General features: G+C 57.1%; 18 protein-coding genes. 8 read left to right on the forward strand and 10 right to left on the reverse strand.

What is annotated here, in order from left to right:
• The first annotated feature begins 29 nt into the window (after positions 1–29).
• Positions 30–1,085, forward strand: a complete 1,056-nt coding sequence (gene mutY / locus ABWV79_RS19465) for an A/G-specific adenine glycosylase (RefSeq protein ID WP_353394094.1) — start codon at positions 30–32, stop codon at positions 1,083–1,085.
• A gap of 61 nt (positions 1,086–1,146) precedes the next feature.
• The gene (locus ABWV79_RS19470; RefSeq protein WP_353394096.1) at positions 1,147–2,283 is read left to right on the forward strand and encodes an alkane 1-monooxygenase; all 1,137 of its coding nucleotides are present in this window, start codon (positions 1,147–1,149) and stop codon (positions 2,281–2,283) included.
• Between the two features lie 78 nt (positions 2,284–2,361).
• Here ABWV79_RS19470 and ABWV79_RS19475 read toward each other — a convergent pair whose 3' ends face one another.
• The 4 genes from ABWV79_RS19475 to ABWV79_RS19490 all read right to left on the reverse strand — a co-directional run bounded on the left by ABWV79_RS19475 (position 2,362) and on the right by ABWV79_RS19490 (position 6,288).
• Positions 2,362–3,744: an adenylate/guanylate cyclase domain-containing protein gene (locus ABWV79_RS19475; protein WP_170754610.1), complete on the reverse strand. Its 1,383-nt coding sequence runs from the start codon at positions 3,742–3,744 to the stop codon at positions 2,362–2,364.
• Between the two features lie 137 nt (positions 3,745–3,881).
• Positions 3,882–4,985, reverse strand: a complete 1,104-nt coding sequence (locus ABWV79_RS19480) for a site-specific DNA-methyltransferase (RefSeq protein ID WP_353394098.1) — start codon at positions 4,983–4,985, stop codon at positions 3,882–3,884.
• Between the two features lie 107 nt (positions 4,986–5,092).
• Positions 5,093–5,710, reverse strand: a complete 618-nt coding sequence (rnhB, locus tag ABWV79_RS19485) for a ribonuclease HII (RefSeq protein WP_353394100.1) — start codon at positions 5,708–5,710, stop codon at positions 5,093–5,095.
• Between the two features lie 110 nt (positions 5,711–5,820).
• The gene (locus tag ABWV79_RS19490) at positions 5,821–6,288 is read right to left on the reverse strand and encodes a hypothetical protein (RefSeq protein WP_170754612.1); all 468 of its coding nucleotides are present in this window, start codon (positions 6,286–6,288) and stop codon (positions 5,821–5,823) included.
• A gap of 174 nt (positions 6,289–6,462) precedes the next feature.
• Here ABWV79_RS19490 and ABWV79_RS19495 point away from each other — a divergent pair, with 174 nt between their 5' ends.
• The 3 genes from ABWV79_RS19495 to ABWV79_RS19505 all read left to right on the forward strand — a co-directional run bounded on the left by ABWV79_RS19495 (position 6,463) and on the right by ABWV79_RS19505 (position 9,090).
• Positions 6,463–6,750: a hypothetical protein gene (locus tag ABWV79_RS19495; RefSeq protein ID WP_353394102.1), complete on the forward strand. Its 288-nt coding sequence runs from the start codon at positions 6,463–6,465 to the stop codon at positions 6,748–6,750.
• Positions 6,722–7,423 (forward strand): winged helix-turn-helix domain-containing protein, encoded by a 702-nt coding sequence (locus ABWV79_RS19500; protein WP_170355415.1) that lies wholly within the window; start codon positions 6,722–6,724, stop codon positions 7,421–7,423. The genes ABWV79_RS19495 and ABWV79_RS19500 overlap by 29 nt, the downstream gene beginning before the upstream one ends.
• A gap of 95 nt (positions 7,424–7,518) precedes the next feature.
• Positions 7,519–9,090, forward strand: coding sequence for a DUF427 domain-containing protein (locus ABWV79_RS19505; protein WP_170355416.1), 1,572 nt, complete (start codon positions 7,519–7,521; stop codon positions 9,088–9,090).
• Positions 9,091–9,147: 57 nt separating this feature from the next.
• Here the strand turns inward: ABWV79_RS19505 and ABWV79_RS19510 are convergent, their stop codons facing one another.
• The 6 genes from ABWV79_RS19510 to ABWV79_RS19535 all read right to left on the reverse strand — a co-directional run bounded on the left by ABWV79_RS19510 (position 9,148) and on the right by ABWV79_RS19535 (position 12,834).
• The gene (locus ABWV79_RS19510) at positions 9,148–9,939 is read right to left on the reverse strand and encodes a DUF1217 domain-containing protein (RefSeq protein ID WP_353394104.1); all 792 of its coding nucleotides are present in this window, start codon (positions 9,937–9,939) and stop codon (positions 9,148–9,150) included.
• Positions 9,936–10,337 carry a flagellar biosynthesis repressor FlbT gene (flbT, locus tag ABWV79_RS19515; protein ID WP_170355418.1) on the reverse strand — a complete coding sequence of 134 codons (402 nt, stop codon included), beginning with the start codon at positions 10,335–10,337 and terminating at the stop codon, positions 9,936–9,938. Before flbT ends, ABWV79_RS19510 begins: the two co-directional genes overlap by 4 nt.
• Entirely contained in the window at positions 10,337–10,711 is a 375-nt protein-coding gene (gene flaF / locus ABWV79_RS19520; protein ID WP_170754618.1) for a flagellar biosynthesis regulator FlaF, read from the reverse strand. Before flaF ends, flbT begins: the two co-directional genes overlap by 1 nt.
• Positions 10,712–10,788: 77 nt before the next feature.
• The gene (locus ABWV79_RS19525; protein WP_353394108.1) at positions 10,789–12,000 is read right to left on the reverse strand and encodes a flagellin N-terminal helical domain-containing protein; all 1,212 of its coding nucleotides are present in this window, start codon (positions 11,998–12,000) and stop codon (positions 10,789–10,791) included.
• A gap of 209 nt (positions 12,001–12,209) precedes the next feature.
• A complete protein-coding gene (locus tag ABWV79_RS19530; protein ID WP_170355421.1) occupies positions 12,210–12,569 on the reverse strand; it encodes a flagellar export chaperone FlgN in 360 nt (119 codons plus the stop codon).
• A complete protein-coding gene (locus ABWV79_RS19535) occupies positions 12,553–12,834 on the reverse strand; it encodes a rod-binding protein (protein ID WP_353394110.1) in 282 nt (93 codons plus the stop codon). Before ABWV79_RS19535 ends, ABWV79_RS19530 begins: the two co-directional genes overlap by 17 nt.
• 111 nt (positions 12,835–12,945) lie before the next feature.
• Between ABWV79_RS19535 and ABWV79_RS19540 the strand changes: the two genes are divergently transcribed.
• From ABWV79_RS19540 to ABWV79_RS19550, 3 genes are read left to right on the forward strand one after another with little or no spacing between them, the layout of a single operon-like run.
• Positions 12,946–14,130: a flagellar hook-length control protein FliK gene (locus tag ABWV79_RS19540; protein ID WP_353394112.1), complete on the forward strand. Its 1,185-nt coding sequence runs from the start codon at positions 12,946–12,948 to the stop codon at positions 14,128–14,130.
• 2 nt (positions 14,131–14,132) lie between these two features.
• Positions 14,133–14,798 (forward strand): flagellar hook capping FlgD N-terminal domain-containing protein, encoded by a 666-nt coding sequence (locus ABWV79_RS19545; RefSeq protein WP_353394114.1) that lies wholly within the window; start codon positions 14,133–14,135, stop codon positions 14,796–14,798.
• Between the two features lie 54 nt (positions 14,799–14,852).
• Complete coding sequence (locus ABWV79_RS19550; RefSeq protein ID WP_353394116.1) at positions 14,853–15,719, forward strand: phosphotransferase; 867 nt, start codon at positions 14,853–14,855, stop codon at positions 15,717–15,719.
• Positions 15,720–15,721 lie beyond the last annotated feature (2 nt).

Here is a 15,721-nt window from a genome sequence, read left to right on the forward strand (position 1 = left end):
GCGAAACCCGACAGGGAGATGATTAAAAATTGCGTGACTCAAGTGAATTTGATGTCAGCGGTGAATTGCTAGGCTGGTACGACTGCCATGCCCGCGAAATGCCGTGGCGCGTCAGCCCCACAGATCGGGCCGCCGGGGTGCTGCCCGACCCCTATCGTGTCTGGCTGTCCGAAGTGATGCTGCAACAGACCACCGTGGCCGCCGTGCGCGACCATTTCATGCGGTTCACGACGCGTTGGCCCACGGTGAAGGCGCTGGCCGCAGCCCCAGATGATCAGGTCATGGGCGAGTGGGCTGGCTTGGGATACTACGCCCGCGCTCGCAACCTGCTGAAATGCGCCCGCGTGGTGGCGGATGAACATGGCGGTCAGTTCCCCGACACCTACGAAGCTTTGCTGGCGCTGCCCGGCATCGGCCCTTATACTGCCGCCGCTATCTCGGCCATTGCCTTCGACCGCCCCGAGACGGTGTTGGACGGCAATGTCGAACGTGTCATGGCACGGCTGCACGACATACACGATCCCCTGCCCGGCTCAAAACCGCAGCTGAAAGACAAGGCCGCCGCACACACCCCGCAGGCCCGACCCGGAGATTATGCTCAGGCCGTGATGGATTTAGGCGCAACGATCTGCACGCCAAAATCTCCGGCCTGTGGAATTTGCCCTTTGCGCGAACCCTGTCGGGCCCGCAAGGCCGGAACACAGGCGGACCTGCCGCGCAAAACGCCAAAGAAGCCAAAACCAACGCGATACGGCCATGTTTACATCGCCCAGCGACGAGACGGGGCCGTTTTGCTAGAACGCCGCCCCGACAAAGGACTGTTGGGCGGAATGCTGGGCTGGCCTGGCTCTGATTGGTCCGACGCGCCGGTCGAAACGCCCCCTTTTGCTGCCGATTGGCACGTTCTGCCTGCAGAGGTGCGCCACACCTTCACTCATTTCCACCTGATCTTGCGCGTCTGGACGACCGACCTGCCAGACGACACGTCGCCCGACGGTTTGATAATCTTGGACAAACACCAGTTTCGCCCAGGTGATCTGCCAACGGTGATGCGCAAGGCGCACGACCTGTGGCGCGGTCGATAACGCGTTGTACAGCAATTCGAACTGTGGCTAGACTCGCCTCAATCTCTGCGGAGCCTGATACATGATCGCACCAGACATCCTGTCCCGATGGCAATCAGCCCTGCCGTTCTGGGTTTCATTCCTGCTGATCCCACTGATCTGGGTCACTGCTGTTCTAGGCGGCTGGTGGGTGGTTTTGGTGCCACTTTCAACATGGTGGGCCTTTGCCGCACTGGATAAGCTAACCGGGCTGGAACTTAGCAACGCCGACCCCGACACTCCCGACACTGCGCTGCACTGGTATATCCTGTTGACCAAAGCGTGGGTGCCGGTTCAGTTCCTGACCCTATTCGGGTTGATCTGGTTCGCGACACATACAAACCACCTGTCCACGGCGTCCAAGATCGGGCTGTTCTTTGGCATGGGCGTAATCTCGGGCACGATCGGGATCAATTACAGCCACGAGCTGATGCATCAAAAAGGCCGGGCTGAGCGCTGGCTGGGGGATATCTTGCTGGCGATGGTGCTGTATTCACATTTCCGATCGGAACACCTGCTGGTCCATCACCGCTTTGTCGGCACCCCCCGAGATCCTGTCACAGCCCGATATAACGAAGGCTTCCATCGCTTTTACCCTCGTGTCCTGTGGCAATGCCTGACCTCGGCCTTCCGCGCCGAGCGCGACAAGCTGGCCCGCAAAGATCGCCCTTGGACAGACCCCGCAAACCCGTTCTGGCGCTATTGGGCGTTGCAGGCAGGAATGCTGCTGCTGGCCCTACTGATCGGAGGTCTTTCCGGCCTTGCCTTGTTCCTGATTCAGGCGGGCGTTGCGATCTGGCAACTGGAGCTGGTGAATTATGTCGAACACTACGGCCTGACCCGGAAACACTTGGGCCAGGGCAAATACGAACATGTCCAGCCGCGCCACTCGTGGAATGCCTCGCAAACGGCGTCGAACTGGCTGCTGATCAATCTACAGCGCCACTCGGACCACCACTACAAACCCAACCGCCGCTTTCCCCTGCTGCAACACCATTCACAGGACGCAGCGCCGCAATTGCCCTACGGCTATCCCGTTATGACTGTTGCCGCCATGATACCGCCCCTGTGGAGGCGCGTGATGAACCCCCGTGTCAAGGCATGGAGGCGGCAATACTACCCCGAGATAACCGACTGGACGCCCTACAATAAGTCGCGAAACCCGTTGCCCTCCGCATGACCGCAGCGCGCTCCCGCGCGCTGCGCGGCCCAACAGTCTTTAGGGCATCTTTGATGCCGTACAGACTGGCGGGAGCGCCTACATCACCCAAATATCCATCGGATGCTCTACACCCCGCACGCTCTGACCTGTATGTCGCACAAATCCTTCGGTCAAAGTCGCAGCGTTTGATCCTTCCTCGGAAAGCTGGGTACAAACCTCGTCACTCAGCACCACTTTGACGTCAAAATCGCGGGTCAGCGCCTCTAGTTTTGCGGCCACGTTCACCGCATCGCCTATGACGGCAAATTCCAATCGGTTCGCCCCAATATCTCCCAATACGACCGAGCCGTAATGAACACCGATCCCAACCCGTATTTCCGGCTCGCCCAGCCGCCGTCTTTCAACATTCCAACGGTTGATGACCCCCACCATGTCCCGCGCGCAAGCCACAGCATTGCTGGCGTCCAGCGGCGTGGGCACCGGGGTTCCGAACGTGGCCATCAACCCATCCCCCAGATACTTGTCCAACGTGCCGTGATGGCGAAACACCTCGGTCTCCATCCGGGCATGAAACCCGCGTAGGACTTCGATCACTTCATATGGATCGCGCCCCGCCGCGTATTTGGTAAACCCCACTATATCTATGAACAAAACCGCGACATTTTCCTTGCGCACCTGTTTGAGCGGCTCATCATTTTGGCTCAGCTCTTCCACCACATTGGGCGAAAAATAGCGCGACAGGTTGGCGCGCTCCCGCTCCAACCCGGCATTTGTCATCAACAACCGGTTCAGCCGTCGCATCGAGATACCCAACGTCACGGCAACCATCACGAACACAATGACCTGCTGAATGCGCAGCGACGGCATAAAGCTGTTTGGGTCCATGAACTCGGCCACGTCAGGATAGCCAGCCAACGCCTGAGCAACCCGCTCGCTGAGACCGGGTATCGGAGTCGCAACCCACCATGCAACGATCCAGCCAATAGTCCACATCATCGCAGTCCACGACCCGATTGCCACAACTGTCCGCCAGGAATAAGCAAGTGTTCCCGCCGCCAGAATAATGAAGAAATACTGAAAGTTATCGAACCTGTACTGCATGGCCAGTGGCCGGACGTCGTCGCTGAACGGGTTCGGGATGATCATGCCCAGCGTCATGATCAGAAGATCCACAAAGATCAAAAGCAGTTCGACCCGCGATTGCCCGACACGGCCCGCACGTCGGATGAACCAACCGTTTGCGCAGATCAGCAGTAGAATGAAATGATACCACATCACCTCCCACTGGGGATTCAGAAAGACCAAAAGCACACCGGTTAGTCCCATCGCGACCCAACGTGCGCGTACGGCCAGTTCCAACCCTTCGCGTTTGTGCTTTTCCAGCGCGGCCTCGGTGTATTTGTTGTCCAGATCGTAGCTGTCTGGTTGTGTCACAAAAAACCGGCCAAACCGGGATTCGCTGGCTGTGGTATCCGACATGGCTGAGGCTCCCTCGGTGCGCGGCGGGCTATATCGAATTCATACCGAAATGGGAATGTGATGAAAACAAAAGACCCCGCCGAGAACGGCGGGGCAAGGCTTAGTGCCTTGTGTCAGGCCACAGGCACCGGCGGTATTCAGTTGTGCATTTCAGCCCGGATCTGCTGGCGCAGCACGTCGATCGGCACGGTCTTGCCGTCGCGTTTGAAACACCAATAGGTCCAGCCATTGCAGGACGGCGCGTTTTCCAGATGCGCCCCCACCTGATGGATCGAGCCTTTGACGTTGTCGCCCACCAGCGTGCCATCGGCACGGACCTTGGCCTTGTGGCGCTGGTTCATGGAATACAGCTCTTCTCCCGGACGTAGCATGCCGCGTTCAACCAACTGGCCGAACGGCACGCGCGGCTCGGCGCGTTTGCTGGCGCTGACCTCCAGCGCCTCGCGGTCGAATTTGCGAACCTTGGCGATGCGCTTTTCGGCGACCCTGCGATAGCTTTCCTCGCGCTCGATCCCGATGAACTCGCGGCCCAGCATCTTGGCGACAGCGCCGGTCGTACCCGTACCAAAGAACGGATCCAACACCACATCGCCCGGATTGGTCGAACCGACCAGCACCCGGTGCAGCAGCGATTCCGGCTTTTGAGTCGGATGCGCTTTGTCGCCGTTTTCATCTTTCAGACGTTCATGACCGGTGCAGATCGGCAGCACCCAGTCGCTGCGCATCTGCACGCCCTCGTTCAACGCCTTCAGCGCCTCGTAATTGAACGTGTATTTCGCACCTTCGCGCTTGGACGCCCAAATCATCGTCTCATGCGCGTTGGTAAAGCGTTTGCCGCGAAAATTCGGCATCGGGTTCGATTTGCGCCAGACGACGTCGTTCAGAATCCAATATCCCGCATCCTGAAGGGCCGAGCCAACGCGGAAGATGTTGTGATAAGAGCCAATCACCCAGATCGCCCCATTGGGTTTCAACAGCCGATGCGCTGCTTTCAGCCATTCGCGCGTGAACTGGTCATAGGCCCCGAAGCTGGAAAACTGATCCCAGTGATCATCAACCGCATCCACCTGAGAGTTATCCGGGCGGTGCAACTGACCTTTCAGCTGCAAATTATACGGCGGGTCTGCAAAGATCAGGTCAACCGACGCCTCGGGCAGACTGTTCATCACATCGATGCAGTCCCCGGATAGAATCGCGTTTAAAGGGAGCGCTTTTGCGCCCTTTTTGGTGGTTATGGTCATTATACTGCCTCAAGTATCCACGGCGCTTTTGCGCTCATTTGGTTGAGACAAGGATGAGTCAAAGACGAATCGCCGTCAATTTCTTTTTTGAATCAGCAGCTTACGATTTACTCTTGATACAAGATATTGTGGACCGGTTTGAACGAACGTCTATGGTGTGGGGTCACACCAAGATTTCGCAACGCTTCGCGATGCATTTTTGTCGGATAGCCTGCATTCGACTCCCACCCGTAGCCGGGATGCTGTTGCGCCAAATCCACCATAACCTGATCGCGCCAGTTTTTCGCAAGGATCGATGCCGCTGCAATTGAGACCGACCGCCCATCCCCCTTGACTACCGCCTGCGCCGGGATCGTCAAACCGCGCGGTATCATATTGCCGTCGATCAGCACATAATCTGGGGGCGGGTCCAAGGCGGCCACTGCGCGCTCCATCGCGATATGCGAGGCGCGCAAGATGTTGTGTGTATCAATCTCGGCAACTGTGGCCTGGGCCACCGCAAACTCGGCCCGTTCACGTATTGAAGTGTCCAACGCAGCGCGACGCTTGTCGGTCAGCTTCTTGGAATCGTTCAGCCCCTGCGGAATGTCCCCAGGGTTCAGAATCACTGCAGCAGCAACCACGGGTCCGGCCAAGGGGCCCCTACCCACCTCATCCACGCCCGCGATCCGCAAATACCCAAGGGCTTTGGCTGATTGTTCGATGTCATAATTCGGAGTCGTCATCCTTTCTGGCAAACCGTGTTTCGCCACCGTCCGCAACAAAAAAGAGAGGGCAGCCTGCGCCACCCTCTCCTGCACGGCGCTTCTGTGGCGCCGCTCCTGCTCGAAAACGGTTACTGGTAAACCACGCGGTACCCATGATGGCGCAGGCAGGCGGGCTCGTAGGCGCGCTTGACCTTTTTTCCATTCCAGAAACCGACTTTGCACTCTTGCGGCAGGCTATTAGTGTATTTGTAATGCTTTTTCAGACAACGCGGCCCCAAAAGCGCATGGTGAGGCGAGTAACGCTCGTACGTCCGCAGGCAGTGTTTCGGCAAATCATACTTAGCCACGTGGTGGGGTAGCGGGCGAACCGGGTGATGGGGGTGAACCGGCTTGGGTGTCTGAACGTGCGAACGGTGGCGACGGTCACGGTCTTTGTCTTTTTCTTTGTTGTAGTAATGCACGCCGGCGCCAATGATCGCGATGGCGGCCAGGCCACCCAGAATGTCCTTGGCATCTGCGGCCCGCGCCTGCGACACTGAAACCCCTGTTATGGTGATGGCAGTTGCTACGATCAGGGCGATGAATTTCCGATGCATGGTGCTTGTCCTTTTAGTGCTGGGGCGATCCGTGAACGATCGCGAATTCCTTGCACCGACAATGAGGACGCCCCTCTCAGACAAGCAATAACGGGCAAATGTTATCGAATATCAGGACACCAAAACCCCTTGGGTTATTGAATATCAGGCCAAGCCATGCGCAGGATGCGGCCTATGAAACAGATCCTATCTTTCTTGGCTGTTCTGGCCCTGATATCGGTCGCAAGCTCTGTGGCAGCGGCGGATTGTTATGCCGATTACAAGGCAAAACAGGACAACCCCCTGCGCCTGCACTATGGGGTGATGCAAGTGTCGGCCTGCGACAAGGGCAAGGCGACTCAAGAAGTGTCGCAACGGCTGCGCGGGTCGGGCTGGACCTTGCTGAACGTGATGTCGGTGTTTGGGCCGGAAGGGCTGGGTAAAAGGAAGACAAATGCCGGACAATTCTATCTCCGTTACTGAGGCACGACGATCCGGAGTACGTCTGGTCGGCGCAGGAATCGCGGCAATCGTTTTGATTTTGGTGACGGCCGCCATCTTCCTGTTCTGGACTCTGCCCGACGCAAACGCCTTTAATGCGCGCGTCGAACGATTGTTTGTCGAAAGCGATCTGACCGCGCAGACCGAAATCCGGCTGCTCGAGATTCTGGCCCAATCGGGCACGGCGTTTGCGGATACGCTCTCAAGCTATCGGATGGTAATTTTCGTGTTGTTGGTGTTCGCCAGCGCGATGCTGGTCACCGCGCTTGTGTTTCTGGTCATGTTGGTTTTGCTGAACCGGCGCATGGCCCAGATCGAACGTACGGGTATACAAGTTACGTCCCTTTTGATCAGCCGCGAAGAAAACACTGTTTACCTCAACAACATGGATTTCAAACTGACCCCTGCCGCGATGGAGACCTTGTCTGTTCTGGCTGAATCCCGGCTGGATGACGAGATGCTGTCAGGCGCTCAGATTGAGGCTGTGATTTCAGGCAAGGATGCTGCCGATTGCGACGAGGCCGCGGGCGCGACACGGATCAAACGGTTGCGGGATGCGTTGGGCAATCAGATGGTCAGCGAGTTGCTGGTCAAGAACATCGCCAAAAAAGGGTACATGCTGTCCATCGAGAAAGACGTCATTCAGATGGTTTGATTGCGCGGTTCACGCTCTCGAAAAATGCGCCGCGCCCCTTGGAATAACTGCGCAAAAGCCCCATCCTTTAGGAACCTGTGCCAAGGAGGTTACCTATGAACGTCCACGCAGCACCACAGTCCAGTGGCTATGGAATCACTGTCGAACGATTGAATGGCTTGGTCTCGGTATACCGGGGTGACATCCTGCTGGCGCAAAGCGCAGACGCCAAGGTGATGTACGAAACACGGCTGCCGCCGATGATCTACATCCCGCGCCAGGATGTTCTAATCGACCTGAGCGCTGAAACCGATCTGCAAACCTTCTGCCCGTTCAAAGGCACCGCCACCTATCAGGACGTGTTGCTGCCGGGCGAAACCTTGGCAAACTCAGTCTGGGCTTACGAAGATGCCCTGCCTGAAAGCAAGATCATTCAGGGCCATATAGGGTTTGCATCAACTGCCTATGATCGGATGGATTTGGGCGACAACCGGCTTAAAACGCCGGATGACGGCAATATCAGCGGCCCGCTGATCGACTGGTTGATGCGGGGGGCCTCGGACATCAAAACGTCCGAGGAGTTTACCAAGGCGCTGGCAGAAAAGATGCTAGAACACGGGATCGCAATTCAGCGGCTGAGTATTCTTGTCTGGTCGTTGCACCCTTTGATCGCAGGCAAACACTACATCTGGGAAAAGGACAAGGACGAGATTTCGACCAATGTGCCGACCTACGAAATCCATGATCATCCCGCTTACATCAACAGCCCCCTGCGCCATGTTTCCAATGGGTTGGGCGGTGTACGACAACGCCTGAATGATGAGAACCCGCACAATAGCTTTCCCATTATTGAGGATCTGCGCGCCAAAGGTGCGACCGATTACGTCGCCATGCCGCTGCCGTTTTCTGACGGGCGCACCAATGTCATAACGCTGACCTGCGATCATCCGGATGGCTTCACCACCGAGAATCTGGGGCTGGTATTCGAATGCTCCTCGGTCATCGCGCGGTTCTACGAGGTGTTCATGCAGCGGGAAAACGCGCAGGTCCTTCTGGAAACCTATGTGGGCAAACGCTCGGGCGCGCGAGTGCTGGGCGGTGAAATCCGACGGGGTGACGGGGACGAGATTGATGCGGCGATCATGTTCTGTGATCTGCGCAACTCGACCAGCCTTGAAGAACGGTTGGGGCGGGAAACCTACATCAGTCTACTGAATGATTTCTTCGAAACCGTCTCAAACATCGTCCATGAGAACGCAGGTGAAGTCCTGAAGTTCATCGGAGACGCGGTTCTGGCTGTCTTCCCCGCCGGGGAAGATGCCCAGTCGGCACGTGACAATGCGCAGAAAACGGCCGTGCAAATAGTCGAAAAGCTGGGCGAGTTGCGTCAATCGGGATCAGAAATTCATTGCGATTGTTCGATCGGCGTGGCCTTTGGGCGCGTGACTTACGGCAATGTCGGGTCGCGTGAACGGCTGGATTTTACAGTGGTCGGCCAAGCCGCCAATATTGCTGCACGCCTTGGAGAATATGGCAAAACAGTCAATCACCGGATCGTGGTTTCGGCCGATATTGTTCCCGCATGTGCCGACGCTATCCCACTGGGTGATGTTAAGCTTCACAATGTGTCGAAACCGGTCGAGTCCTATGCGCTGCGAACGGCTGCTGACGCCGTCCTGAACGGCTGAAACCACAGTTCCTGTTTGAACGGGTTTCGATTAATCCTGCTGGCGTGACGCCAACGGCTAACCACCCAGCAGGATCAGGGCTGTTTGAGCCGGCGAGATCGTGCTTTGTAGCTGGGAAATCTGACTTCGCGCAAGGTACCTGTCCATCAATTGGTCGATCGCAGATTCGTCAGTGAACTGGCTCAGATCTTCTGATCCTGTTGCACGAGACAGCCGGTCTTTGAACACCTCTAACTGTCGGTCCAGGTCGAGTTGCGCAAAACTGGATGGCAAACCAAGCGCTGTTTCCATCATGCTGCGCAACGGAGGCAAACCCATCAGATCAAACCATTTCGTATCCGCGCTTGTGTCTTCCGCCGCGAGATCAGCCAAAGCATGGCGCGCATAGAGCGAAATACGCATCGTATCGTCGCGTTCTCCAACGGCAACTTCGAACCGCGAGACAACATTGTCGCGCGCGATGTCTTCCATGAACGTGACTAGGCCTGTGCGTCGAATTTCACCTGGGCCCAAACCAAAAGCTTGGGAAAACTCTCGGTACCGGCCATCTGCCAGCCGATTGGACAAGGCGTCATCCGCGCTGGTACCATCCGACAATATCTTCTGGATGAAGTAGCGATTGTTGATATCGCCCTCCAGTCCAAACGCACCCAATGCCACCTGAAGCAACCTTCGGTCTGAAACCAAATCCTCGGCGGTTTGCGCTTTGCCAATGTTGTCCAAGAAGTATTGCGACTCTCGCTCATTGACGGCAGACGATGCAAAGCTCTCGATCTGCACGTCATAAGTGCGCTGCAGAAAACGCCAGCCAACAATGCCGCCAGTGGGAATGACCGGCTGGAATGTCATTGCTGATAGGCCATCAACCGTTCCTCACGCGGCAACAGCGCACGCAGGGATTTGAGACATTTGTAATACTGCTCGGTCAGTAGCGCTTCGGTCGCTTCAGCCAGAACCTTGCGACTATCTGCGTCGGTAAACACCTGGCTCAATTCCTCGACCCGGCGCAACAGCTGTTGGCGGGCGTCTCCCGGCTCCATATCGCCCGACAGGACAAGCTGGGCGGCATAGCAAACACGGCGGACAGGTGTATTGACCTCATCCGGGTGAATTGCATCGCGCAAACGCAACACATTCGCCTGTGGGGTCATGATCGAAAATCGGCTTCGACGATCGCCATTTTCAACGACTACCCCATTGATTAACACTCTCTCTTTAGGGGCGAGTTTTAGAACAAGTCCTCCCATCAGGCAGTCCCCCTCTGACGGAGACCACGCAGTACAGCCATATTGATCTCGAGCAACGGCTCAACACTTGCCTTGTTTCCGAGCACCTGACTGCTGTGCTGTTCGGTAAACTCGGCCAGATAGAAAATCCGGGCGCGCAGCTCATTTGGTAGCGCGTTGTCGGAATCTGTGACGCCACTGGCCAGTACCGTCCACAGGCGGCGGTTTTCGTGCAACGCGTGAACGAATGCCCCAAAATCCGATTTCTGGCGCGCAGCCGCTGCCTTAAGGCGATGTGTGATCTTTGAAATCGCCTCATACTCGGTGTCTCGCGGTGTGCGGGTCGGGGCGGCGGTTTGTGCATACGCACGCTGTGCAAGAGTTTGCGGAGTCACTTGAAATCCTTCCAATAGGCCGTCTGCGGGCGATCAGGGACGGGGCGCGAAACCACGCCCCATCCAGGTTCCTGAACTTAACGGAACAGCGACAGGATCGACTGTGGCGCCTGATTGGCGATCGACAGCGACCGGGTGGCCAGCTGCTGTTGCACTTGCAGGGCCTGCAGACGGGCCGAGGTCTCTTCCATATCGGCGTCAACCAGCGAGCCGATACCGGATTTGAACGAGTCCGCCAGGTTCGAGATGAACTCTTTCTGGGTTTCGATCCGGCCCTGCGACGAACCGAAGGCCGCCGAGGCATCAATAGCCGTGTCGATCAATGTCTCGATCGTACCCAGAGCGGCGGTGGCACCGGCACCGGTGGACACATCAATCGAAGACAAAGCACCCAGACCACCAGAACCAGCATTGGCGAACTGACCACTGACAGTCAGGTCATTGCCACCGGCATTGGTGAAATCGAGTGTACCTGGTGTGCCGCTGTCATAATCCACGGTCAAACCGGCGATACCCAACTCGTCAACTTTGCCTTTCAAAGCAATGGCAACGATGTCAGCCGTTGTTGTCGCTGCAGCATCATCAGCGGTCACGGTATAGGACACGGTCTTGTCGCCAACTGTAAGGCTAACGCTGTCTCCGGCCGCAAAGGCGGTGGCGTTTTCGGCAATTTCAATCTGTTCGTTACCGCCACCATTATCCAGCGCGATCGCGACAGTGTCACCGTTGGCCGAAGCACCCGCTGAGCTGCCCGAGAAAATGTCATTGGCCGTATAACCCCCAACCGACAGATCCTGCCCCGTCACGGTAATGGAAGAAGCCGTAACAGCGCCCGTCGCATCACGATCCAGCGAAGCCAGAATAGAAGCTGAACCCGCCGACCCGTTAACCAGGTTAAGCCCATTGAACTGGGCCGCTCCGACAACAGCGGTGATCTGATCGCGCAGCGCGGTCACGTCGTCGTTGATCTTGCCGCGATCCACGTTGTCTTCCTGCGCCGCGACGATCTTGCCTTTCATCTGGTTCAGCAGGTCAGTCACGGTTTCCGATGCGTTCCGCGCCACCGCGACAGTGGACTCACCCAAGGCGAGGCTGTCTTTGATCGCGTTGAACCCTTTGACGTCGGATTCCATGACTTTCGAGATTGCCCACACAGCCGAGTTGTCCTTGGCCGTAGCAACATCTTTACCGGTCGAGATCGCGTTCTGGGTCATCGCCAGGTTCTTGTTGACCGATTTCAGGGTCTGCAGCGCAACCATTGCGCCATTGTTGGTCAGAATGCTGGACATAGCTTCTTCCTTTTTTCGTATGGGCCCTTTGCGCCCGTGCTAACCCCGCACCACATGCGGGCTTTAACGTCTTTCTGATCATTGCGATCCGCCGTCGGGCTGTTCGCGCCACCTGCTGTTTCAGATGCCCGACCACCTTTGCCGCCGATCCCCTAACGGAGTGCTAAAACCCAAACGCGGAAAAATTCGGATTTGAATCAAACCGACATCTATGCCCGTTTTTCCAGTTTCGGGTGACTACGGACCGCGAAGCCGTTGCGTTGGCCATCAGCCCCGTAAGTGCTGAATTCCTGACGCACCCGGCGCAGTTCGGCCATGCGCGCGGCCACAGCGCGAATCCCATCCGCCGCGCTGTTTAGTAATGCCTGGTTCCGCTCGACCTTTTTTTGCACGCGAATCAAATCCTCGCTGTCGAACACATCCAGTTCGTTGATCGCCCCAATCAGTTTTTCCTTTGCAGGGACCATATGATTAAGACGATCCAGATCGCCTTCGATCAGAGCAGAGCGCTCCAGGTCCAAAACCTCTTCAAGAGACTGCACCAGATCAGGTTCAGATTTTGTCGGCATTGGTTTTCTCCATCATGGACCGCAAAAGAATTTCTGAAAGGCCAACGCCACGGGATTCGGCCAGCTGGCGTGCTTGATGCTGAACAAGAAAAGATGAGAACTGGTCTTCGCCCGCGCCGCCACCAAAGGCTTTGCGTGCTTCACCCAAGCCTGCCGACTTGAGCATTTCCGAAAGAAACGCTGCCTCAATCTCGACCGCGGCAGAGCGCAGCCTGTCGGATGTGGTGGGTGTTTGATGCGTGGGTAGGGTCGCAGAGATCTGCATTGTTTTCTCCGAAATTTACGTCGAACTTTCTTGATCAAAGGCGAAAGCGGTTAAAATAAACGTAACTTCCTGCAGGCAGATTTCGGGTCACACAACCGGAGTCGGAGCAAAATGCCCAACCCTCTTACAGCGGCGATGTCAGCGCCGACCACCCATGCAAAAGGCAACCAGAACGCGCAGGAACAGCCTGAACAGAAAGAGGCGGGTTCGTTTCAATCCGTTCTGGACGCGCAAACAGAAACAACCACCGATGATGCCGAAACGCTGGATGTTCCGACGCCAGAGGCTGAGGCGGCACAACATGAGCTGCCCATCAGCGACGAACCTACAGATGCCGAGCCTTTGCCAACTGACCGACCAACCTCGTTGGCCAATGGCAATCATGAGGTCCAACCAGATCGCGCCATTCTAGTTTTTGGGACTGCACTAGCGCTGGAAAAACCGGCGGTCAGGGGCGAGGCGGCGGCTGCCATCATCGTCAAGTCGGATAAACCAATCCAACATTCCGGCCGTGTCGCGTCTGATCTACCGCATGTTTCACCGACCAAGACTCCCGCGCCCGTAGCGCCTGACGTTAATCGGGCGGTGAATTCGACATCACTGGCCCAAGCAACTCAAACGTCCAAACCGCCGGCACCGGTTCTGTCAGAAAATGCAGCCGATCCGAATCTGGTCGAGCCAGTTCAGGACGCTCCGGCCGCGCAGCCACGCACGCCAATCAATACAGCAACCAGCCTTGTTCAAATGCAGATCATGGCGACAGAAAAAAACCCTGTTGTCCCCGACGTTTCTGCCACACCCGAATTAAACGAAATCTCGGCTTTTAAAGATGTATCACCCACATCCTCAGCCCGCGATACGTTGGCAGCCGCGCAAGCTTTGACCGCATCTGCTCGCGCCGAGACGGCCCGCGCCGTCGCGGGTCAAATTGCTGCGGCAATCCACGCGCGACCGCAATCAGATATGATCGAGATCGCTCTTAACCCCGAAGAACTGGGGCGTGTTTCAATCGTCATGAATGGTCGTGACGATGGGCTGCATCTGACGATCGCCACCGAACGCCCCGAAACACTGGACATGATCCGGCGGCACATCTCGTTGCTGGAGGCCGAGTTCAAGTCCCTTGGACTGGGGGATTTGTCTTTCGATCTCGGGACTTCGTCTGACTCGGGATCGGACGAACAGAACGATGCGCACACTGCGGCATCAGAACCCGAACACGCGACCCAAGCGCAACCAGACCCTTCGGCCCGACCAATAATTGGCACCCTAGGGCGCATCGACATAAGGCTTTGACAATGATCACTCCTATTCAATCTGCAACTCAATCCGGTAACACGGCACAGACCACCGCACCTTCGGTTTCATCCGGGCTGGCCTCGGATTTTGAAACCTTCTTGCTGATGCTGACGGCTCAAGCAAAGAATCAGGACCCTCTTGAGCCGCTGGACTCGACGGAATACGCCTCGCAACTGGCGCAGTTTTCGATGGTCGAGCAACAGGTCCAGACCAATGACCTTCTGACTGGTCTGGCCTTGTCGATGGGCAACGTGGATATGGGCGAGCTTGCCAGCTGGGTCGGGATGGAAGTCCGGTCACCGGCCGCGTTCCGCTTTGATGGCCAGCCCGTTACTTTGCTTGCGCGGGCCAGCGCGGCGGCGGACAGCGCCGTCATGGTCATCCGCGACAAGGACGGGGCAGTGATCGACCGCATCCCCGTTCCGACCGATCAGGCAGAGTTCGAATGGGCAGGCACAGACGGTACCGGCACGCCCCTGCCAACCGGCTCTTATTCGGCCACTTTGGAAAGCTATGACGGCGAAGAGCTTGTGTCACAACAGCTGGCCGCGGTCTACAACCGGGTGGTGGAAGCACAAGTCGGAGAGGGTGCTGTCCTTCTGACCTTGGAAAGCGGGCAGGTTGTGCCGGTTGGAAACGTGACTGCAGTCAGAGCGGGCGCTTGATCTAAGAGGCGAGACAGGCCAAAGGTTTGCAACCCTCGACTCGTTTTTCAAACGGTGATCCCGCTGCCTGACCAGACGCCTCCTCCACAAGACCTTGTCAACCGGCTGCGCGACACCGGGCTTATCGGAGCGGGTGCGCAGTTTCGCACCTTGTATGGCGGGCGCACCAATCAGGTGTGGAAAGTGCTCGGCGGAGATGGTGACAAGGTCCTAAAGCTCTACCGTGCTAATCGATGCAATCCCCTGTTTCGCAATGATCCCGAATTAGAGGCGCGGTGTCTGCGCGCATTGGAACAGACCGGTTTTGTACCGCGTTTGCGTACCACCGGGACGCATGGGCAGGGTCATTGGGTATTCTACGACCATGCGCCGGGATCGCCCTGGTCTACCGGGCCAGAGGCTGTCGGTGTATTACTGCGCGATTTGCACGACCTTAAAATCCCGGTTCAGGCCCCAGCCGGGTGCAACGGAAGCACCGATTTGGAGGCTCACACGCTAAACATTCTGAGCGGGTGCGAGTCCGCGATGAAGGCCCGCCTCAACCGAATGCGCCCGACGACATCGGTTCCGCCGTCTCACCAAACCTGCTTGATCCATGGAGATCCGGTGGCCGGCAATATTCTGGTCGACGGTTCGGCATTGACTTTGATCGACTGGCAATGCCCCGCACAGGGCGACCCCTGCGAAGACCTTGCCATGTTCCTGTCGCCTGCCATGCAACAAGTCTATCGCGGCGTGCCCCTGACCCCCGATGAGGAAAACGCCTTTTTGGCGGCCTATAATCACCCGGCCACAACGTCACGCTATCTTGCGTTGCGTCCCTGGTATGCCTGGCGCATGGCGGCCTATTGCCTGTGGCGTATCGAGCGCGGGGCCGAAGACTATGCAAAGGGTCTGGAACTGGAACTCGAGTCACAGTGACC

It is taken from the genome of Ruegeria sp. HU-ET01832 (genome assembly GCF_040371315.1).
GTDB classification, from domain to species: Bacteria; Pseudomonadota; Alphaproteobacteria; order Rhodobacterales; family Rhodobacteraceae; genus Ruegeria; species Ruegeria lacuscaerulensis_A.

Bases quoted from the DNA above. Each gene is read 5' to 3' on its own strand.
- ABWV79_RS19490 (WP_170754612.1), bottom strand. From the start codon at position 6,288: ATGCATCGGAAATTCATCGCCCTGATCGTAGCAACTGCCATCACCATA.
- ABWV79_RS19505 (WP_170355416.1), top strand. From the start codon at position 7,519: ATGAACGTCCACGCAGCACCACAGTCCAGTGGCTATGGAATCACTGTC.
- ABWV79_RS19510 (WP_353394104.1), bottom strand. From the start codon at position 9,939: ATGACATTCCAGCCGGTCATTCCCACTGGCGGCATTGTTGGCTGGCGT.
- ABWV79_RS19470 (WP_353394096.1), top strand. From the start codon at position 1,147: ATGATCGCACCAGACATCCTGTCCCGATGGCAATCAGCCCTGCCGTTC.
- ABWV79_RS19540 (WP_353394112.1), top strand. From the start codon at position 12,946: ATGCCCAACCCTCTTACAGCGGCGATGTCAGCGCCGACCACCCATGCA.
- ABWV79_RS19480 (WP_353394098.1), bottom strand. From the start codon at position 4,985: ATGACCATAACCACCAAAAAGGGCGCAAAAGCGCTCCCTTTAAACGCG.
- ABWV79_RS19545 (WP_353394114.1), top strand. From the start codon at position 14,133: ATGATCACTCCTATTCAATCTGCAACTCAATCCGGTAACACGGCACAG.
- ABWV79_RS19495 (WP_353394102.1), top strand. From the start codon at position 6,463: ATGAAACAGATCCTATCTTTCTTGGCTGTTCTGGCCCTGATATCGGTC.
- ABWV79_RS19530 (WP_170355421.1), bottom strand. From the start codon at position 12,569: ATGCCGACAAAATCTGAACCTGATCTGGTGCAGTCTCTTGAAGAGGTT.
- rnhB (WP_353394100.1), bottom strand. From the start codon at position 5,710: ATGACGACTCCGAATTATGACATCGAACAATCAGCCAAAGCCCTTGGG.
- flbT (WP_170355418.1), bottom strand. From the start codon at position 10,337: ATGGGAGGACTTGTTCTAAAACTCGCCCCTAAAGAGAGAGTGTTAATC.
- ABWV79_RS19535 (WP_353394110.1), bottom strand. From the start codon at position 12,834: ATGCAGATCTCTGCGACCCTACCCACGCATCAAACACCCACCACATCC.
- ABWV79_RS19500 (WP_170355415.1), top strand. From the start codon at position 6,722: ATGCCGGACAATTCTATCTCCGTTACTGAGGCACGACGATCCGGAGTA.
- ABWV79_RS19475 (WP_170754610.1), bottom strand. From the start codon at position 3,744: ATGTCGGATACCACAGCCAGCGAATCCCGGTTTGGCCGGTTTTTTGTG.
- ABWV79_RS19525 (WP_353394108.1), bottom strand. From the start codon at position 12,000: ATGTCCAGCATTCTGACCAACAATGGCGCAATGGTTGCGCTGCAGACC.